The sequence below is a fragment of the Streptomyces sp. NPDC012466 genome, assembly GCF_042955215.1.
Classification (GTDB): Bacteria; Actinomycetota; Actinomycetes; order Streptomycetales; family Streptomycetaceae; genus Streptomyces.
In genome coordinates, this window is record NZ_JBIBEQ010000019.1 from 44,501 (window position 1) to 63,680 (window position 19,180).

2 protein-coding genes (1 of these 2 only partly in view) are annotated in these 19,180 nt (G+C 74.8%); both read right to left on the bottom strand.

All coding sequences use genetic code 11. The annotated features are described in order from the left end of the window. Nucleotides 1–5,818, bottom strand: partial view of an SDR family NAD(P)-dependent oxidoreductase gene (locus ACFY9E_RS39725; RefSeq protein ID WP_390993459.1) — the start only. 16,460 nt of this gene lie to the left of the window's left edge; 5,818 of the gene's 22,278 nt are visible here — the first part of the coding sequence; its start codon is at nt 5,816–5,818; the stop codon falls past the left edge of the window. Next, the gene (locus tag ACFY9E_RS39730) at nt 5,815–19,122 is read right to left on the bottom strand and encodes an amino acid adenylation domain-containing protein (protein ID WP_390993461.1); all 13,308 of its coding nucleotides are present in this window, start codon (nt 19,120–19,122) and stop codon (nt 5,815–5,817) included. The genes ACFY9E_RS39725 and ACFY9E_RS39730 overlap by 4 nt, the downstream gene beginning before the upstream one ends. Between the last annotated feature and the right edge of the window lie 58 nt (nt 19,123–19,180).

Here is a 19,180-nt window from a genome sequence, read left to right on the forward strand (position 1 = left end):
TGCTGGCCCTGACGTGCAGCTGCGGAGTGACCATCAGGGCCACGCCGCCCGCGAGGGCCATGGCGCACTCGCCGCGCCGGATGCTGTCGACGGCCAGGTGCACGGCCACGAGCGAGGACGAGCAGGCCGTGTCGACGGCCATGGTGGGGCCGTCCAGATTCAGGAAGTAGCCGATCCGGGCGGGCAGCAGGGAACTGGTGGTGCCCAGGAAGGCATGACCGGTGTCGGCCCGGCCCGCCGCGGTGAGCAGCGTCGAGTAGTCGCCGGGCGCGCAGCCCACGAACACCCCGCAGGAGGTGCGCTCGTCGGCGCCCACCGCGTACCCGGCGTGCTCCAGGGCCGCCCAGGACTGCTCCAGGAACAGCCGTTGCTGCGGGTCCATCACCTCGGCTTCCAGCGGCGAGTGGTTGAAGAACGCCGCGTCGAAGCGGTCCACCTCGGGCAGCATGGCCGCCCACTTGCTGTACGTCTTGTCGGGGGCCAGCCGGTCGGCGTCGAAGACGGCGCCGACGTCCCAGCGCGCCGCGGGCACCTCCGTGAAGCTGTCCCGCCCGGCCGCGATGTTCTCCCAGAACGCGTCCAGGTCCTCGGCCCCGGGGAAGCGCCCCGACATGCCGATGACGGCGATGTCCTCGCAGACGTCCGCAGCCGCCCCGGCCCCGGTCGCGCTCGCGGGTACGGGTGCCGGCGGGGCGGCGGCGGCATCGGCCGGATCCGCGGCCGCGGCGGCCTCCGGCTCCGGTGCCGGGCTCTGCCGCCACAGCTCCATCACGTGCTCGGCGAGCCGGGACACCGTGGGGTGGTCGAAGAGCGCCACCGGGTCCATCTCCAGGGCGAACCGCGCCCCGAGCCGCTCCACGATCTCCACGGCGCCGACCGAGTCCACGCCCATCTCGTTGAACGAGAGCCGGTGGCTGACCTCGTCCCGTTCCAGGTAGAGCCGGGCCCGGACCGCGTCCACCACGGCCGCCAGCACGTCCTCCCGGTCGAGCGCTGACCGCGACGCGACCGGCGACGGGTCGTTCTCCGCGGTCTCGAGCGGGGAGTCCGGGGCCTCGGCAGGGGCAGTCGCGGCGCCGGCCGGCTCGGCGTCCGCCCGCTGCGCGGTCTTCCAGCCGCCGATCCAGTACGACCGCTCGTCCAACGGATGGGCGGGCAGCGGTATGCGACGCGGCGGTGTGCCGCCGTCGGCCCGGCACTCCTCCCATGCCACCACGGCGCCGTCCACCCAGGCGCGGGCCAGTTCGGCCAGGCGGCCCAGGCGGAACAGCTCGGCGGCCCCCTCGAGGCGCGCCGGCTGTGCCTCCTCGCTCACGCTGCCCGTGAAGACGCCCTCACCGGGCTCCTCGCCGTCCAGGAACCGCGCCAACCGGCTCCGCAGCGCCTGCGGCTCGTCGCAGACCACGGCGAGCCGGACCGCCGACTGGGCGCGCCCCACACGCAACGTGTGCGCGATGTCCGCGAGCGGCACCGCCTCCGACCGGGCGGCCCGCGCCGCGGCCGAGGCCAGTTCGGTGATCGACGCCTGCCCGGAGAGCGGCGCCCCGCCGGGCGTCAGGCCCTCCACGCGACGGCCCAGCTCGGCGAGGCCCAGCCGGTCGACTCCGAGGTCGGCAAGGCTCTCCCGTACGTCCACGGCGTCGGCCGGCACCTCGAGCAGCCCGGCCACCTCACGGGTGAGCAGGGCCGTCACCTCGTCCGCCGAGCCGGCGGCACGCCCCAGCTCCTCCAGGTGACGCAGCTGGCGGCGGACCACCTCGTGCAGGGTCACCTCGTCCTTGGCCGAGAACACGAACAACTGCGGGCCCACCGAGGGGGTGGGTGCCGCGGGCGGCGCGCTCTCCAGCAGCACATGGGCGTTGGAACCGCCCGCGCCGAACGCGCTCACCCCCGCGCGCAGCACCGTGCTGCCCGGCGGCGGTGTCCAAGGGGCCCGGGTCCGCTGCACGGCGAAGGGCGAGGAAGCGAAGTCGATGTGCGGGTTGAGCGGTTCACTGTGCAGCGACGGCACCAGCTCGCGGTGGCGCATCTGGAGCAGCACCTTGGTGACGGCGGCGATCCCGGCCGCGCTCTCCAGATGCCCGATCCCGGACTTCACCGAGCCGACGGCGCAGCTGCCCGGGGCGAGCCCCGAGTCCGCGAACGCCTGGCGAAGCCCCTCGACCTCGATCGGGTCGCCGAGCGCGGTGCCGGTCCCGTGCGCCTCGATGTAGCCGACGCTGTCCGCGCTGACCCCGGAGCGGTCCAGGGCGTCGGCGATCAACGCGGCCTGCGCCGTGGGGCTCGGCACGGTGAACCCGCTGGTGCGCCCCGAGTGGTTGAGGAAGGAGCCCTTGATCACGGCGTGCACGTGGTCGCCGTCCGAGAGCGCGGCGGCCAGCGGCTTGAGCAGCACCGCCCCGACGCCCTCACCCGGAACGTAGCCGTCGCCGTTCGCCCCGAAGGCACGGCAGCGCCCGTCCGTGGACAGGAACCGCCCCTCGGCGAGCTGCAGATACTTCTGCGGATGCGCCGCGACGTTGACGCCGCCCGCGATGGCGAGCTCGCACTCGCCGCGCCGGATGCTCTCCGCGGCCAGGTGCAGTGAGGTCAGCGAGGACGAGCAGGCGGTGTCCACCGCCATGCTGGGCCCGGACAGATCCAGGCAGTACGACAGCCGGTTGGCGACGGAGCAGTGCAGGGCGGTCGGGGCGACCGAACCTGCGGTGCCGTCCGTACACAGCTGATAGTGGTTCCACATGACACCGGCGAAGACCCCGACCCGGGTGCGGGACAGTTCCTCGGGGCGGTAGCCGGCGTTCTCCACGGCCTGCCTGCCGACGGTGAGGAACAGCCGCTCCTGGGGGTCCATCAGCTCGGCCTCGCGCCGCGAGATACCGAACGAGGCCGCGTCGAAGCGGTCGACGCCGTCCAGGAACCCACCCCAGCGCCCGTACGTACGGCCGGTCTTCCCGCGCTCCGGGTCGTAGTACGCCGCGTGTTCCCAGCGGTCCTCGGGAACTTCGGTGACACAGTCGCGGCCCTCGGCGAGATTGCGCCAGAACGCGTCGAGGTCCTCTGCCCCGGGGTAGCGGCCGGCGACCCCGATGATCGCGATGTCGTCGCCGTGCGGCTCCTGCGCCGGCCCGGTCGCGTCGGCCGACGGCACGGGCGCGGGCAGCAGCCCGGCGATCCGCTCCTGGTCGCCGTACGTGACGACGGCGCGCGGCGTGGTCCCCGACAGCAGCCCGAACAGCGCGTCCAGGCCCGCCTCGGTGGGCAGGGCGTGCAGCCCGGTGCTGTCCGCCGAGCGGCGCAGCACCTCGTCGGAGACCCGCATGCCGCCCTCGGCCCACAGCGGCCAGCCGACCGCGAGCGAGACACCGGGGCGGTCCGCGCGGGCGGCCCGCTGCTCGGCGAAGTGCTCCATGAACGCGTTGCCGTAGGCGTAGTCGGCCTGGCCCGGGTTGGCGACGGAGGCGGATACCGACGAGAACAGTGCGAAGAACGCCAGATCGTCGTCCGCGGTGGCCTCGTCCAGGTTCCGGGTACCGGCCACCTTGGCGGCCAGCACCGCCGCGGAACGCTCCGGTTCCTTGCGGAAGAACAACCCGTCGTCGACGTTGCCCGCGCAGTGGAAGACGCCGTCGAGCCGGCCGTAGGTCTCGCGGGCGCAGGCCACGGCGGCCACCATGTCGTCGGCGTGGGCGACGTCGCCGCGCACGTACGTGACGTCCGCGCCGCGGCTGCGCCAGCCCTCGATCCGCTCGGCGAGCGCGGGGCCGGGCTCGCTGCGGCCGGTCAGCACGAGCCGTACGGGGCCACGCGCGACCAGACGCTCCACCAGCAGCGCGGCGAGACCGCCGCCCCCGCCGGTGACGAGGTACACGCCGTCCGCGGGCGGCCCGGCGGCTCCGGCGGGCACCGGCAGCGGTTCGTGCCGCACCACCAGCCGGGTGCCGCCCGCGTGACGTACCTCGCTCTCCTGGGACAGGTCGGCGCTCTCGGCGGCGATGACAGCGGCCAGCTCCGCCGCCGTGGCCGTCTCGTATCCGACGGCGCGGCAACGCAGCAGGGGGGCCTCGGCGGTGACGGTGCGGGCGAGCGCGCCCAGCGCGTCCTCCTGGGGCCGGGGCGCGGCAGCGTCGCGCGGGTGCAGGAACAGCACCGCGACCGGCCGCGCCGGCCGGGTTTCGGCTACGGCCACGGCCAGCGCCCAGCTCTCCCGGTAGGCGTCCGGCAGCGTGCCGGGAGAGCCGTCCGTGCGGCCGGCGCGGGCGCAGCGCACGTACGCCGTGGCGGATACGCCGTCCGCCGCCAGCGCGGTGGACAGCTCGCCGAGCTGGGCCGGGTCCGCCGGGTCGAGCCGGTAGTGGTCGGCGGCCATCCGCTGAAACGCCGAAGCACGTTCGGCGCGCACCACGCGGGCCACTCCGGCCTCGCGCAGGGCGGCCGCGGTCGCGGCGTCGGCGCCGACGAGGACGACCGTCCGCGCGTCGCCCGCCTGCTCGGCGGCGGCCTGGGCGGGCAGCGGCGCCCACACGGGCCGGTGGCAGCCGAGCGCCGGCGCGACCGCGGGCGCGGAGGCCGGCGGTGGCGCGGCGGCGGCGTGGTCGGGGGCGCTGCCCGCCGGCGTCCCGTACTCGGCGTACAGGTGCGCGGCGAGCGAGTCGATGTCGGAGAACTCGAACAGCAGCGTCGGGTACAGCGGCGCGCAGACGTACTCCTCCAGGCGGCGGCTGATGTCCAGCATGTGCCCGGAGTCCAGTCCGAGGTCGTAGAAGCCCGCGTCGGTACGGATGCCCTCGGGTGCCCTGCCCAGCAGACCGCCGACCAGTTCGCGCAGGTGCGCACGCACCGCGTCGGCACCGGACCCGTCGGCACCGGACCCGTCGGCCTCGGAGGCGGCCGGGGCGGCGACGGGGGTGGGCACCACGGGGCCGGGCGCGGCGCCGCGCGCCCCGGGGGCGTCGAGGAGCCGGGTGATCAGCTCGGGGTTGCGGATGCGCTTGCAGGTCAGCTTGGTGAACCCGGCGAGGAAGCGGCCGTCCCCGTCGTACAGCGCGCAGTCGTTGTGCATGATGTCGCCGGACTGGGCGTACGTCTCGGGGCGCGGCATGTAGGCGTAGGCGACACCGGTGAGCGGGCGCGGGGCGCGGAAGGATTCGATGAACACCGGTATGAACGGGTCCTGGTCCGGCGGTGGCAGCTGCGCGAACGCGGCGATGGTGGTGCAGTCCATCTTCGCCGGATGCAGGTGGAAGTGACCGTCGAGCGCGGCCGACTCCTCGTCCAGGCCCAGCTCGGCGAGGAGTTCGCCCTCTCCGTAGTAGAGGCGGCCGAAGCAGCGCATCGCCGACCCGTGCCGGATCTCCTCGGCGCGGGCACGCGCGTACATCTCGTCGAGGTCGGCCACGCGCCGGGCCGTGGTGCGCAGCCGGTCGAGGTCGAGCGGCTCGGGTTCGGGCACGTCGTGCAGGACCAGTTCGCCGCGGAAGTTCTCCCGGTATTCCGAGGCGGGCTTCCCGCCCTCGCGGGCGCGGCTCTCCGCCGTGATCCAGCGGCTGCCGTCGAGGGACGTGGACACCGTGATGCGGATGTCGCGGTCCCGGCCCTCGGCGGTGGCGATCGCCTCGTGGAAGAGGACGTTGCGCAGCTCGGCCCGGGTGGTGTCGAAGCCCCGGTCGCGCAGGATCCGGAAGACGATGTCCAGGAAGGTCACCCCTGGCATGACGGACACCCCGTGCACCCGGTGGTTCTGCATGATGAAGTCGCCGTGCTCCAGCACGAGGTGGCACACCAGCTCGTGCTCGGGCTGCGGTGCGGAGGGCACGTTCACCACTTCCGTCCTTCCTGCGGCGCTGCCGTGGAGCCTGCGCCGGTCGGGGTGAGGGGGGTGTAACCGGAGTCGGAGAGGGGGGAGGGTTCCTCGAAGGACAGACCGAGGATGGACGCGCCCAGCGGCGGGCGGTCGGCGGCCGGTGTGATGGCCGGTGCCGGGGCCGGCGCCGTGACGGTTGCCGTGGCCGGTGGTTCGGTGGGGCGGGGAGCCTCGAGCCACAACCTGCGGCGCTGGAAGACCGGGGCGGGCAGCGCGGGCCGGGGCCGGTGCGCCGCCGCCAGTGCCGGGTCCAGCTGGCTGACCACGGCGTGGGCGTTGGTGCCGCCCAGTCCGAAGGCGCTCACCCCGGCGACCCGCACCCGGCCCGGTTCGGGCACCCAGTCCCGGGCCGCGCGGCTCGGGTAGAACGGCGAGGCGGCGAAGTCGAAGCGTGGATTCGGCCGCTCGCAGAACAGCGTCGGCGCGATGTGCCCGTCCCGCACCGCGAGCACCGCCTTGATCAGCCCGGCCATGCCGGCGGCGCTCAGCAGGTGCCCGACGTTGGTCTTGACGCTGCCGATCGCGCAGAAGCCGGTGCGCTGCGTCTCCTCGCGGAACACGTCGGTCAGGGCGCGCAGTTCGATCGGGTCGCCGATCATCGTGCCGGTGCCGTGGGCCTCGATCAGGCCGAGCTCGTCGGCCCCCCGGCCCGCCGCGGCGAGGGCCCTGCGCACCACCTTGGCCTGGGCCGCCGGATTGGGGGTGGTCAGGCCCATGGTGCGGCCGTCGTTGTTGACGGCGACCGCGTCGAGCACGGCGTGCACCCGGTTCCCGTCCCTCAGCGCCGACTCCAGCGGCTTGAGCAGGACGATTCCGCAGCCCTCGCCCGGCACGAACCCGTCGGCGCCCTCGTCGAAGGTCGCGCACCGGCCGTTTCGGGACAGTGCCTTGGCCGCGCTGAAGTCGAGATACGGCTCTTCGTCCAGGAGCACGTCGACGCCGCCGGCCAGCGCCAGCTCCGACTCGCCGTCCAGCAGACTGCGGCAGGCCAGCTGCAGCGCCACGAGCGAGGACGAACAGGCGCTGTCCACCACGAGGTTGGGGCCGTGCAGATCGAAGTGATGGGCGACGCGGGCGGCGATGAAGTTCTGGTCGGAGCCCATGCCGACGAGGCCGCGCCGGTCGCCGACCCGCTTGTTGTAGTGGGACAGCCGGGCACCGGCGAACACTCCCACGTCCCGGCCCGCGAGCTCCTGCGGGGCGTATCCGGCGTCCGCCAGACAGCCCGCGGCGCCCTCCAGGAAGAGGCGTACGGCCGGGTCGAGGCAACGGGCCTCGTCCTCGTTCATGCCGAACCACTCGGGGTCGAAGTCCTCGATCCCGTCCAGGAAGCCGCCCCACTTGCTGATACTGCGACCCGGTTCCGGCTCGGGCCGGTAGAGCTCCCCGACGTCCCAGCGCGCGGCGGGAACCTCGGTCACCGAGCACACCCCGGCCAGCAGATTGCGCTGGAAGGCGGCGGCGTCGGCAGCACCGGGGAAGCGGCAGGACAGCCCGACGACGGCGATCTTCCGCGACAGGTCAGGGCCCGTGGACGAGGCTGCCGGCGCGGTCACCGCCACGGCGGCGGGCTGGGCGCCCGCGCTGACGGAGGCCGGGACGGCCGCGTGAGCCGCGGGCGCGGGGTGCCCGTCAAAAGCGGCGGGCACCCCGAGTTCCAGCAGGTGCCGGCCCAGCAGTTCGAGCGTGGGGTGGTCGAGGAGCGTGGCCGGGTCCAGCGTCAGGCCCGTCATGTCCTCGAGCCGCAGCAGGATCTCGCCCAGGAGTACGGACTCCACTCCCAGGTCGCCCAGGGGGGCCGTCGGGTCGAGATCCTCCTCGGGGATCGCGAGGAGTTCGCTGAACACCGAGGCCAGCCAGGGCGGTCCGGTGACCGGGGTGTGCGCCACGCTGTGCTCCTCTTCAGTGGGCAGGGGCCGGGCATCCCCGGTCGGGAACGCATGGGCTGCGGAGCCGGCCGGGGCGGACAGCTCGGCGGTGACGTCGGCCGCGGACGCGGCCGCGGGCTCCTCGGCGTCCGTGGCGCCGGGGCCGTGCGGATGGCCGAGCAGCTTTTCGGGGTCGGGGGGCACACCGTCGAGCGGCGGGCATGCCACGACGCGCGCCTGCTCGGCGGGCAGGGCGAGCACGCGCTCCAGCGTGCGCAGCCCCGCCTCGTCGCCGAGCGGCCCCACGCCCACGGGCGCACAGCTGTCCGGCCGCTCCGCGCCCATGCCCGACTCGCTCCAGGTGGGCCAGGCGATCGAGCGGAACCAGGGGCGGCCCGAGCGCACTCGGTGCTCCGCGTAGCAGTCGAGGAAGGCGTTGGCCGCCGCGTAGTCCAGGACGCCGGCGGCCAGGCCGGGCGCGACGGCGGACAGGGAGGAGAACAGCACGAAGAATTCCGGCCGGTCACCGGCGCACAGCTCGTCCAGCACCTCCAGGCCCGTGGTCTTCGGTTCCAGGACGGGGTCGAAGTCGGCCATGTCCTTGCCGATGAACGACGGCCGGCCGGCCGGCCCGCGGCCCGCGCAGTGCACGACGCCGCCGATCGGCCCGAGTTCGTCACGCACCCGGCGCAGGAACCGGTCGGTACGGTCCCGCTCGCTCAGCGGTCCCGCATGCACCAGGACCCGTGCGCCCAGATCCTCCAACTCCCCCACCAGCGCCGCCGTCCGCGCCTCGGGCGAGCCCGGTTCGAGCAGCGGCCAGTGCGTGCGCGCCGGGAGCGGCCGGACCCCGGTCAGTGCGATCCGCCGCGCACCGCGGCTCACCAGGAACCGGGCGACACGGGCCCCGATACCGCGGGTTCCGCCGGTGACGAGGTAGGCGCGGTCCGCGTCGAGGCGCAGCGGCCGGTGCCCGGTGTCGGGCAGCGCCACCAGGTCGGCGCGGTGGCGCACCCCGCCGCGCACGGACACCTCGCTCGGGCCGTGCCGTTCGGCGTACTCGGCCAGGATCCGACGTGCGGCCGTGTCGGGGCCGGTGGCCGAGACGTCCAGGTCGAGGACGGTGCCCGCCACCCGCCCGTACTCCGCCGTGAGCATCCGCACGAACCCGGCCAGGCGCGCCCCGGCGAGCGAGCCGGCGCCCGTCGGCCCGTACAGGCCCTCGGTCACGTGCAGCACCCGGCCGCCGTGTCCGCGCAGGGCACGGACGAGGCGGCGCAGCACAACCAGCCGGGTCGTGAAGGCGCCGGGGCCCTCCCGCTCGGAGCGGCCGAGGTCGGCGAGGTCGATCAGACCGCCGACGGCCCCCGGCCCCTCGGCCGACAGCCCCCGCGCGAACGCGTCCGCCGCCGCCTCGTCCGCGAGTCCCGGCACGCCGTCCCCGGCGTCGGCACCCGCACGGACGAGCAGCACCCGCTCCGGTCCGAGCAGCCGGGCGACGGCACGCGCCACCGGTTCACTGCGCGCGCCGAACACACACACGACACGCCCCGGGGGAAGGGGGTTGTCGCCGAGGTCCGTCAGCGCCCGCCAGGTACGGCCGTACAACACGGGAGGGAACTCACCGGCGGTCCCGGTCGCCGGTGCCGGCTCTGCCGCGGGGGCCGCGGCGGACAGGGGGGCCTTCCCCCCGGTCGTGGGCGCGGGCTCCGGCAGCCAGTGGCGGTTTCCGGCGAACGGGTACGAGGGCAGCGCCACCAGGCGGCGGCGCGCCGTGTGCAGGCTTGCCCAGTCGACCGTTCCGCCTCCCGTCCAGTGCCGGGCCAGGCGCAGCAGTTCCGCGTCCCGGTCGGCCGCCGGGTCGAGCACGGCGAGGGGGCCGTCGGGCAGATGACCGCCCGGGGTACGGCCGTGCACACCGGCCCCGGTGTCGCCGGACGCGAACCGGTCCAGCGCACGGCACAGGCCCGGCACGTCGTGGGCCACCACCGCGAACCGTTCCCGCAGCGGTTCCCGGCCGCTCTGCAAGGTGTGCGCCACGTCGGCCAGGGCCGGGGCGGGCCGGTCGGCTCGGCCGAGCCGGTCCCGCAGCCGCCCGGCGAGGGCCTGCAACCGGTCGAGGTCGTGCGCCGACACCACGATCAACTGTGCTTCCGGCTCACTGGGTCCGGCGGACAAGGCGGCCGGCTCGGGAGCGGCGTACTCCTCCACCACGACGTGCGCATTGGCTCCTCCGGCGCCGAAGGCGCTGATGCCCGCGCGGCGCGGCAGCGCGGCACCGTCCGGGCCGGTGAGCGCGGCCCAGGGCCGTTCCTCGCGCACCAGCTCGAACGGGGAACCCGCCCAGTCCACCGCGGGATTGAGCTCGTCGGCGTGCAGGGACGGCACGAGGCGGCGGTGGCGCAGCTGGAGGATCACCTTCGTCAGGCCCGCGATGCCGGCCGCCGCCTCCGCGTGGCCGATGTTGGACTTCACCGAGCCGATGGCCCGGCTGGCGGGGCCCACTGAGGCGTCGGCGAAGGCCCGGTTCAGGCCGTTGATCTCCACCGGGTCACCGAGCTGGGTGCCGGTGCCGTGCGCCTCCAGATAGCCGATGGTGGCCGGCTCGGCGCCTGCGCGCCGCAGCGCCGCACGGACCAGCTCGCCCTGGGCCACCGGGTTGGGCACCATGTAGCCGTTGGTCCGGCCACCGTGGTTGACGGCCGTGCCCCGGATGACGGCGTGGATGCGGTCACCGTCGGCCTCGGCGGCGGACAGCGGCTTGAGCAGCACCGCCCCGACGCCCTCGGCCGGCACGAAACCGTCCCCGCCCGCGCCGAAACTGCGGCACCGGTGGTCGCTGGAGGCCATCTTCAGCCGGTCCTGCTGGCGGAACTTGTGCGGATGCAGCGAGAGGTTGACCCCGCCCGCCAGGGCCGCGGCGCACTCGCCGCGCCGCAGGCTCTCCACCGCGAGGTGCAGCGCGGTCAGCGACGACGAGCACATGGTGTCCACGGCCAGGCTCGGGCCGTGCAGATCCAGGAAGTAGGAGACCCGGTTGGCGATGCCCGCGACGGCGGAGCCGGTGTCGCAGGGCTCCCCGGCCTGGGAACGCTCCACCCCGAAGAACGGGTACTCGTTGTACATCGTGCCGACGAACACGCCGACATCGGAGCCCAGTTGCTCCTTGATACGGGACCGGGTGCAGCCCGCGTCCTCCAGGGTCTCCCAGGCCACCTCGAGGAACTGCCGCTCCTGCGGGTCCATCAGCTGAGCGTCGCGCGGGGTGATCTGGAAGAACAGCGCGTCGAAGCGGTCCACACCGTCGAGGAATCCACCCCACATCCGCTCGGTGGGCCAGCCCTCACGGGCGCGTTCGGCGGGCAGCGGGCCGACACTGTCGACGCCCCCGACGAGATTGCTCCAGAAGGCGTCCAGGTCCCTGGCCCCCGGGTAGCGGCCCGCGATGCCGATGACGGCGATCGGTTCCGGCGCGTCGTCCGGTTTCTTCACCACCGGTGCCGGTGCCGGTGCCGGTGCCGCGGCCACCGCGGGCGCGGCCGGGAGGACCGACCAGGGGCCCTCGTGGTGCGCCGCCAGATGGGCGGCGACCCCCGCCAGGTCCGCGTACTCGAACAGGATCGTGCTGGACACTCCGTGGACGTCCTGCCGCAGCCGCTCGTTGAACCGCGCGACCAGATGCGAGTTCAGGCCGTAGTGCTCCAGCGGGACCCGCGGGTGCAACCGGTCGGCCCCGATGCCGCTCACGTCGGCGAAGCAGCCGGTGACGTATTCCTGCGCGCCGTCGGCGCCGGACCGGGCGGACGCCGTCGGTGCCGCCGGCCGCGGGTCCGCCGGCGCGGGCACCGGGAGCGGCGCCTCGTCGGTGCGCCGGGGTGCGGGTGCGGCGAGCCAGTGCCGCACCGGTGCGAAGACATGGACCGGCAGCGGGATGCGGCGGGCCGGCTCGGACCACAGCCGGGCGAAGTCCACCGCGTGTCCGCGCAGCCAGTCGGCGGCGGCCCGCGCCATGTCACGCGCGTCCGTGGGCACGTCGGCGAGCGCCGGATCGGCGGCGGCGGACGCGAGGCCCGGATAGGGGCGCCCGTCGAGGTACGCGGTCAGCCCCGCCCGGACGCCGTCCAGGCCGTCGGCCGTCAGCGTCAGCCGGTGCCGGAGCGCCGCCCGTCCGGTCTGCAGCGTCCAGGCCAGGTCGTCGAGGCTCGGCGCGCCGCCCGCGGCGAGGTGGTCGCGCAGCCGCCCGGCCGCAACCGACAGGGCCTCGGGTGTGGCGGCCGACAGGACGACGGTGCGCGCACCGCCCGCCGACGGCGACGCGGTACGGGCGGGCTCGTCCTGGGCGGCCGGGCCGGCACCGTGCGGGTACGGGGCGCGCAGCACCACATGGCCGTACGAACCGGTCGCGCCCACCGCGTTGACGAGCACCGTGGCCCGGCCGTCGGCGGCGCGCGCCAGGAGGGGGCGGGGCGTGTCGGCCAGTTCGACGGGCAGCCCGTCGAAGTCCACGAGCGGACTGCGTTCGCCCGCCACCCGGGTGGGTGCGATACGCCCGTGGCGTATCTGGAGCAAGGCCTTGATGAGCTGCGAAAGCCCCGAAGCGGCCTCCAGATGCCCGATGTTGGGCTTCAGCGTGCCGACCGGGACCGGCGCGGAGCCGGCGCAGCGGGCGAGGACCGAGCCGAGCGCCTCCAGTTCGGCGGCGTCGGCGATGCCCGCGCCCGCCGCCGCACACTCCACGTAGTCGACCTCGTCGGGGATCACCGACGCGTCGGCCAGGGCCCGGGCGATCGAGTCGGCAAGGGCCTCGGTCCGCGGAGCTCCGTAGCGCGGGGCGCGGCCGGCGTGCCCCAGCCGGGTCCCCTCGACGAGCCCGTGCACGGTGTCCTGGGCGCGACGCGCCGCGCCGGCCGGGCGCAGCAGCACCACGCCGACACCCTCGCCGGGGTGCCAGCCGCTGCTTTCCGCGGCGTACGCGGCGGGAGGGGCGTCGGCCGCGAGCAGTTCGAGTCCGTCGAGCAGGGCCCAGTGGTAGGGGTGGGCGAGCAGGTTGACCGCGCCGACGACGGCCGCCCCGCACTCGCCGCGGCGCAGGCTCTCCACCGCGAGGTGCAGAGCGGCGAACGAGGACGAGCAGGAGGTGTCGACGGTCAGGCTGGGGCCGCGGAAGTCGAAGAAGTGCGAGATCCGGTTGGCGATGTCGGACGCGGCGGCCGGGACCCGGGCGGTGTCGCCCTCGTGCCAGCGATCGGCGCCCTGCTGCCGGTAGTCGTGCCACATCGAGCCGATGAACACCCCGACGCGCCCCGCCGACGTGCGCAGCGAGTCGGCGGTGTGGCCGGCGTCGTCCAGGCACTGCCAGACCGTCTCCAGCATCAGCCGGGCCTGCGGGTCGATGCTCGGCGCCTCCTGCGGCGACACATGGAAGTGCAGGCTGTCGAAACGGTCGATGTGCGGCAGGAAACCTCCGACGGCCCGGGCTCCGGCGGGAGCCGTCTCCGGCCGGGACGCGGGTGGCGCGGCGATCGCGGTACGCCCGCAGACCAGGTTGTCCCAGAAGGCGGCCAGGTCCGCGGCGCCGGGGAAGCGGCCGGCCATGCCGATGACGGCGGTCGGCTCGGCGGTGGCCGCGGCCGGCGATCCGACGGCGGCCGCCGTCTGTACGTCCGTGGCGGCCGCTGCCGGTGCGTCCGTGGTGGCCGCCGGCGTCGCGCCGGGGTTCTCGGCCGGTTCGGCGAAGAACGGCGGTGTGCCGCCCGCGGTACGGCCCGGATGCGGGGCCGCGCCACCGAGGAAGGCCTGGAGGAAGACGTGGCCTTCGTCCAGGCCGAGCCACTCGCCCAGCTGCTCGGTGTTCAGGGCGCCGATCGGGCACAGGCCGACCCCGTGGGCGGCCTGCCCCAGCATCAGCAGCTGGCCCATGTACCCGGCTTCCAGGGTGAGATACCTGAGGGCCTCGTCCGCGTACAGCGGCTCGATGCCGTGGCGCTGGCCGAACAGGTAGATCCCGAACCGTGAGCGGTCGAACACCGGCCGGTTGTAGTAGAAGTGCGCCCCGCGGTCCGGCCAGACGCCGGGCCGCAGCAGCCGCAGCGTGTGCCGGGCCGGGTCGTAGTAGTAGAGCCCCGCGTCGAGGCCCTCGACGGCGTCCGGCGTCAGATGCAGATAGACCTGGACGGAGTAGGTGTCGCCGGCCGACGGGTACAGGGCGCCGGTCCCTCCGGGGCCGGCGGCCTCCCGCAGCAGACCGAGCAGCCGGGCGAAGGACCGGTGCGGCACGGGCTGTTCGAGGAAGTCCCGGCGGCTGGCCCGCCAGGCGTACAACTCGTCCTCGAACGCGGTGTCCGGGAGCGTGACCTCGGGCAGCTCCGGCTCGTCGGCCCGCCGGTTCCAGTGCTGCCGCTTGAAACGCTCACGCTCCTCGGCCGCGAAGAAGTCCACCGCCTCGGGCCGCGGCGGGTCCCCGGCCGCCGCCGGTGGCCGCGGGGTCTCGTCCTGCGCCACCGGTTCCGGCGCCGTGTCGGCGGGAGGCCGGACGCCGGCGGTCGCCGCGGGCCGAGGGCCGGCGGACGGCTCCGCGTCGCCGCCCAGCTGTGTGTGGACCCAGCGGGCGATCGCGGCGACGCTCGGGTTGTCCAGAAGCGCGGAGACCGGGAACCGCTTCCGGTAGGAGCGCTGCAGGGCGCCCGAGACGCGGACCATGGTGAAGGAGGTCGCGCCCTGGTCCCACACGTCGGTGTCGGGGTCGACCGCCTCGACCCCGAGGGCCTGGGCGAACAGACCGGCGATCTCCTCGCACAGCTGCTCGTAGGACCGAACGGACGCGGCGTCGCCGGTCTCCTGCGCCGCGGGTACCGCGGCCGGCTCGGAGGACGGCGCGTCGGAGACCGCCTCGGAGCCGTCGGCGGCCGGAGGAGTCAGGTGTTCCTTGGCCAGGGGCCACGGCAGCGCCGCCCGGTCCAGCTTCCCGTTGGCGGTGGCGGGGAACCCGGCCAGGAAACCGATGAAGTTCGGCACCATGTACTCCGGCAGCGTCTGCCCCGCGAATCCCCGCAGGTCCCGTGCGGACGGCGCCGCGCCGGGCCGGGCCACGACGTAGGCGACGAGGGTGCGGTCCCCGCAGCCGTCCTCGCGCGCCAGGACCACGGCCTCCTTGACGGCCTCGTGGGCCCGCAGCCGGTGCTCGATCTCCGCCAGCTCCACCCGGAACCCGCGGATCTTCACCTGTCCGTCCGCCCTGCCCTGGAAGCTCAGATTGCCGTCCGGGTAGTACAGGGCCCGGTCACCGGTCTTGTAGAGCCGCTCCTGCGGGTCGTCGTGGAACGGGTCCGGGATGAACCGGTCGGCCGTCAGCTCCGGCTGATTGACGTAGCCGAGCGCCAGACACTCACCGCCGATGTACAGATCGCCCTCGACACCGACCGGGCAGGGGCGCAGCCGCTCGTCCAGCACGTGATAGCGGCAGTTGTCGATGGGCTTGCCGTACGGGATGCTGCGCCACGCCGGGTCGACCGGCCCGATCCGGAACCAGTTGGACCACACCGTCGCCTCGGTGGCGCCGCCCAGGCTGATCAGGTCGGCGCGCGGGAAGGTGGCGCGGACCTCGTCCGGAAGGGACAGCGGCGTGTAGTCGCCGCTGAGGAACACCAGACGCAGATCGCCGGTGCCCGCCGTGCCGCGCACCCCGTCGAGCAGCGTGCCCACCTGGGCGAGCGTGGTGGGCGCCGAGTTCCAGAAGGTGACCGGTTCCTCGATCAGCACGTCCAGCAGCAGCGCGGGATCGCGCTGCTGCTCCGCGTCCGCGATGTACAGCGCGCCGCCCGCGCCCAGCAGACCGAAGACGTCGAACACGGACAGGTCGAAGCCGAGCGAGGTGACGCACAGACCCATGTCGCCGGGCCCGAACCGGAAGGTGCGATAGCACCAGTCGAGCAGGTTCGCGACCGGCCTGTGCGCGACCGCCACGCCCTTGGGCCGGCCGGTGCTGCCCGAGGTGAAGATGATGTACGCCGTGTTGTGCGCCTGCGCCACCGGCTGCGGGTCGGTGTCCGCGTCGGCGGGGTGGGGGCCCTCGACGGCCGCGTCCGCGCAGACCCGGGCGTAGCCGTCGGGCACCGGCCAGCCCACCCGCCCGGCCGTGGTGACGACGGCCGTGGCCTGCGCCTCCTCCAGGATGACAGCGGCCCGCTCGGCGGGCAGATGCGGCTCCATGGGCAGATAGACACCGCCGGCCTTCAGGACGCCGAGGACCACCGCGACCATCATGGGCCCGCGCTCCACGCTGACCGCGACGACCGTCTCCGGACCCACGCCCTCGGCTGTCAGCCGGGTCGCTATGCGGTTGGCGCGCCGGTTCAGCTCCTGGTACGTCATCGTGCCGTCGCGCCAGCGCAGCGCCTCGGCCTCCGGCTGCTCGGCCGCCCGCTCCTCGAAGAGCCGGTGCATCAGCCGCTCGCCGTCGAACGGACGGGCGGTGTCGTTCCACTCGTGCAGGATCTTGTGCAGCTCCGCGCCGCGCACCACCGCCTCCCCGTCACCCTCGGCCGTCTCCGCGGCGTCCGCCGCGGATTCCCGCCAGGCCCCTTCGTCCTCGGCGAGCCGGGCCACGGCCCGGTGGTACTCGGCGTGCAGTTCGCCCCAACCGCCCTCCGGGGCACGGCCGTCCACGGCGTCCCAGGCCAGCTGCAGCCGGTCGGCGTCGACGGTGGTGATGCAGTCGAGGAAGACGTCCGGGGTGCAGCTCAGCCACTGCCCGGCCCGCACCGGCGTCGGCAGCGGTCGGTCGGTGAAGTCCAGAGCGCAGGTGTAGACGACGGGGTACCCGGCACTGCCGGTGCGTGCCACTGCCCGCCGCAGTTCGGGCAGCCCGCTGCCCGTCACCGCCGCGTCCCGCGCCAGGCCTTCGTCGTAGCCGCGCGCCCGCTCGGTGAAGGACAGTTCGCGCGGCGCGCACGGCAGCCAGCTCAGCGCCGTCAACTCGCCCGGCCGCTGCGGATCGAGGCCGTGGTCCCAGCGGACCACCGGCACCGCGAAGTCCGTCCCGAAGCGCCGCGCGAGGACATCGGTGAACGCGGTGAGCAGAACGGCGTCAAGGCTCAGGCCGTGCTCCGCGCAGCGCTCCGCCAGGGGCCGCAGCGCCAGCGGTGCGCCGCTCACGCGGACCCGGCGTTCGGGTGCGTCCGCCTCCCGGGGCGCCGGCAGCGGCAGACCGGGCGGCAGCGCCCGCAGCTCGTCCCGCCAGTGGGCCCGGGCCCGCCCGGCTGCCTCCTCGGCCACGTCCGGCAGGGGCTCCGGAGGCCGGGGCTGCGCCGAGGGGTCGGTGTACAGGCGCATCAGTTCACGGCCGATCAGGTGGATGCTGCGGGCGTCGGCGAGCGTGAGGTCCACCGCCAGGAGGACCGTGTCGCCGCCCTCACCGCGCACCACCCGCACCTCGAACTGCGGGTGCCGGCCGAGCGGGAAGGGGCAGGCCGCCATCGCCTCGCGCATCGCGTCGGGACAGACCGCCGCGACGACCGGCACCGCCCACCGGCGCGGCGCCCGCTCCCGCACCGCTACGACACCGTCCTCGGTGACCGCGGAGCGCAGCACGTCGTACGCCTCCATCAGCCGCACCACGGCCGACTCCAGACGCGGAGCGTCCACCCGCTCCCCGGCCTCGTACGACACCACGACCTGGCAGCCGCGCCACAGCCCCGGCTCCGCCGTGGCCCGCGGCACGAAGTACGCCTGCTGGAGGTCGTTCATGGGACGCTCGCGGACAGCGCCCTCGACGGCGGCGGCGCGCAGGCCGTTGCACAGCGACGCGAACGCGGCGTCGACCGTGCCGGGGACGAAGCACGCGTCGGCGGTGTCCCAGCGCAGGTGCAGCGCTCCGTCCTGCTCCCACATCTGATGATCCAGCCACACCCCGGTGGTCTGGCTGACCGCGTACACCGGCGCCGCGCCGAAGCCGCGCGCACGCGGCCGGCCGGCCGCGTCGAGCATGCTCGTGAACACCACGGGCAGCGGCCCGGGTCCCGCCTCGTTCCGGGCCCGCAGCGCCCGCTGAGCGCTCACCCCGCAGACCGAGGAGTGCTCCAGCGCCTGCCACAGCTCCTCGTGAGTGCGCCGGGCCGCCTCCTCGAACGGCACGAGGCCGGGGAGTACCGCCTCGACGAACGTGGTGGCGGTGAACGGGCCCACCAGGTGGTCGGCGTCGGCAGGGAGCCGGGGCCGCATGCTGGTGGTGACGACGACGGAGTACGGCTCGTGGGCGCCGTGCCGGGCGAGTGCCTCGGTGAACACGGTCAGAACCAGGGACGTCGGCGACACCCCCAGCCCCTCGGCCCGCGCCCGCAGCGCACTCCACTCGGTGGGGGACAGGCGCGCGGTGCGGCTGCTGCGGCGCACGCACGGCAGGCCGTCGCCACGCTCCGGTGCGGCGTCGTCGAACAGGGAGGGCGCGCCCGGCAGTTCACGCAACGTCTCGACCCAGTGGTCGAGATCGCGCCGGTGGGTCTCGGTGTGCCGTGCCGCGTCCAGGGCCACAACGCAGTCCCGCACCGACAGCTCGGCCGTCGGTGCGGGAAGGGCGTGGGACGGGTCGGTGTAACACGCCTCCCACTGGGCGGTGAGCAGGTCGAGGCCCTGCCCGTCCGTGATCATCGCGTCGATGCCGAAGTGGATGCGGCCGGTGCCGTCCGGGTGGAGGGTGACCTCGATCGCGAACGGCGGACAGTCGTCGGCGGCGAAGAGGTGGTGGGACATCCTGGCGCGCACGGCCCGCGCGGTCTCGGTGAACCCGGCGCGGTCCGCGCTCTCGTGCACGGCGAGCTCCCAGCGCGGCGCCCGCTCGGATATGCGCTGCCGGCCGTCCGCGGTGACGGTGGCGCGCAGCATGTCGTGGTGCTCGACCAGGCGCTGCCAGGCGGCGCGCAGCCGTTCCGTGTCGAGCGCCGGGACGTCGAATTCCCGGTAGAGGTGGCAGCCCACGGCGTCCGGCTGCAGGTCGGGCTCCTTGCCGATGAGGTACGCCTCCTGCAGCGGCGTCAACGGGAACGGCTCGTGCCGTGCGTCCGGGGCCGCGACGACCTTCGCTCCGGTGGCCCCGGCGCCCTCCGGTGCGGCCTGCTCAGCCGTGTGCGCGGCGACCCGGCGCGCGTACTCGCCGATCGTGGCCGCCTCGGCGAGCCAGCCCAGCGGGACGTCCGCCGCGCATTCGTCCTGCACCGCGAGCCACAGCCGGGCCGCGGTCATCGAGTCCAGGCCGGAACCGCTCAGCTCCGACTCGGCGTCCAGGGGGCCCGCGCCCGGCCCGGCCTCGGACAGGACCCGCACCACGACGGCCGCCACACGTGCGGCGAGGTCGCAGTCGGCCGCATCCTGCTGCCCCGCAGGGCTGGTTCCAGGCTCCATATCCGCTCCCCCAGGAAAGACACCGGTTGCCGTGCCGTGTCGCACCCTAGGAACAGCG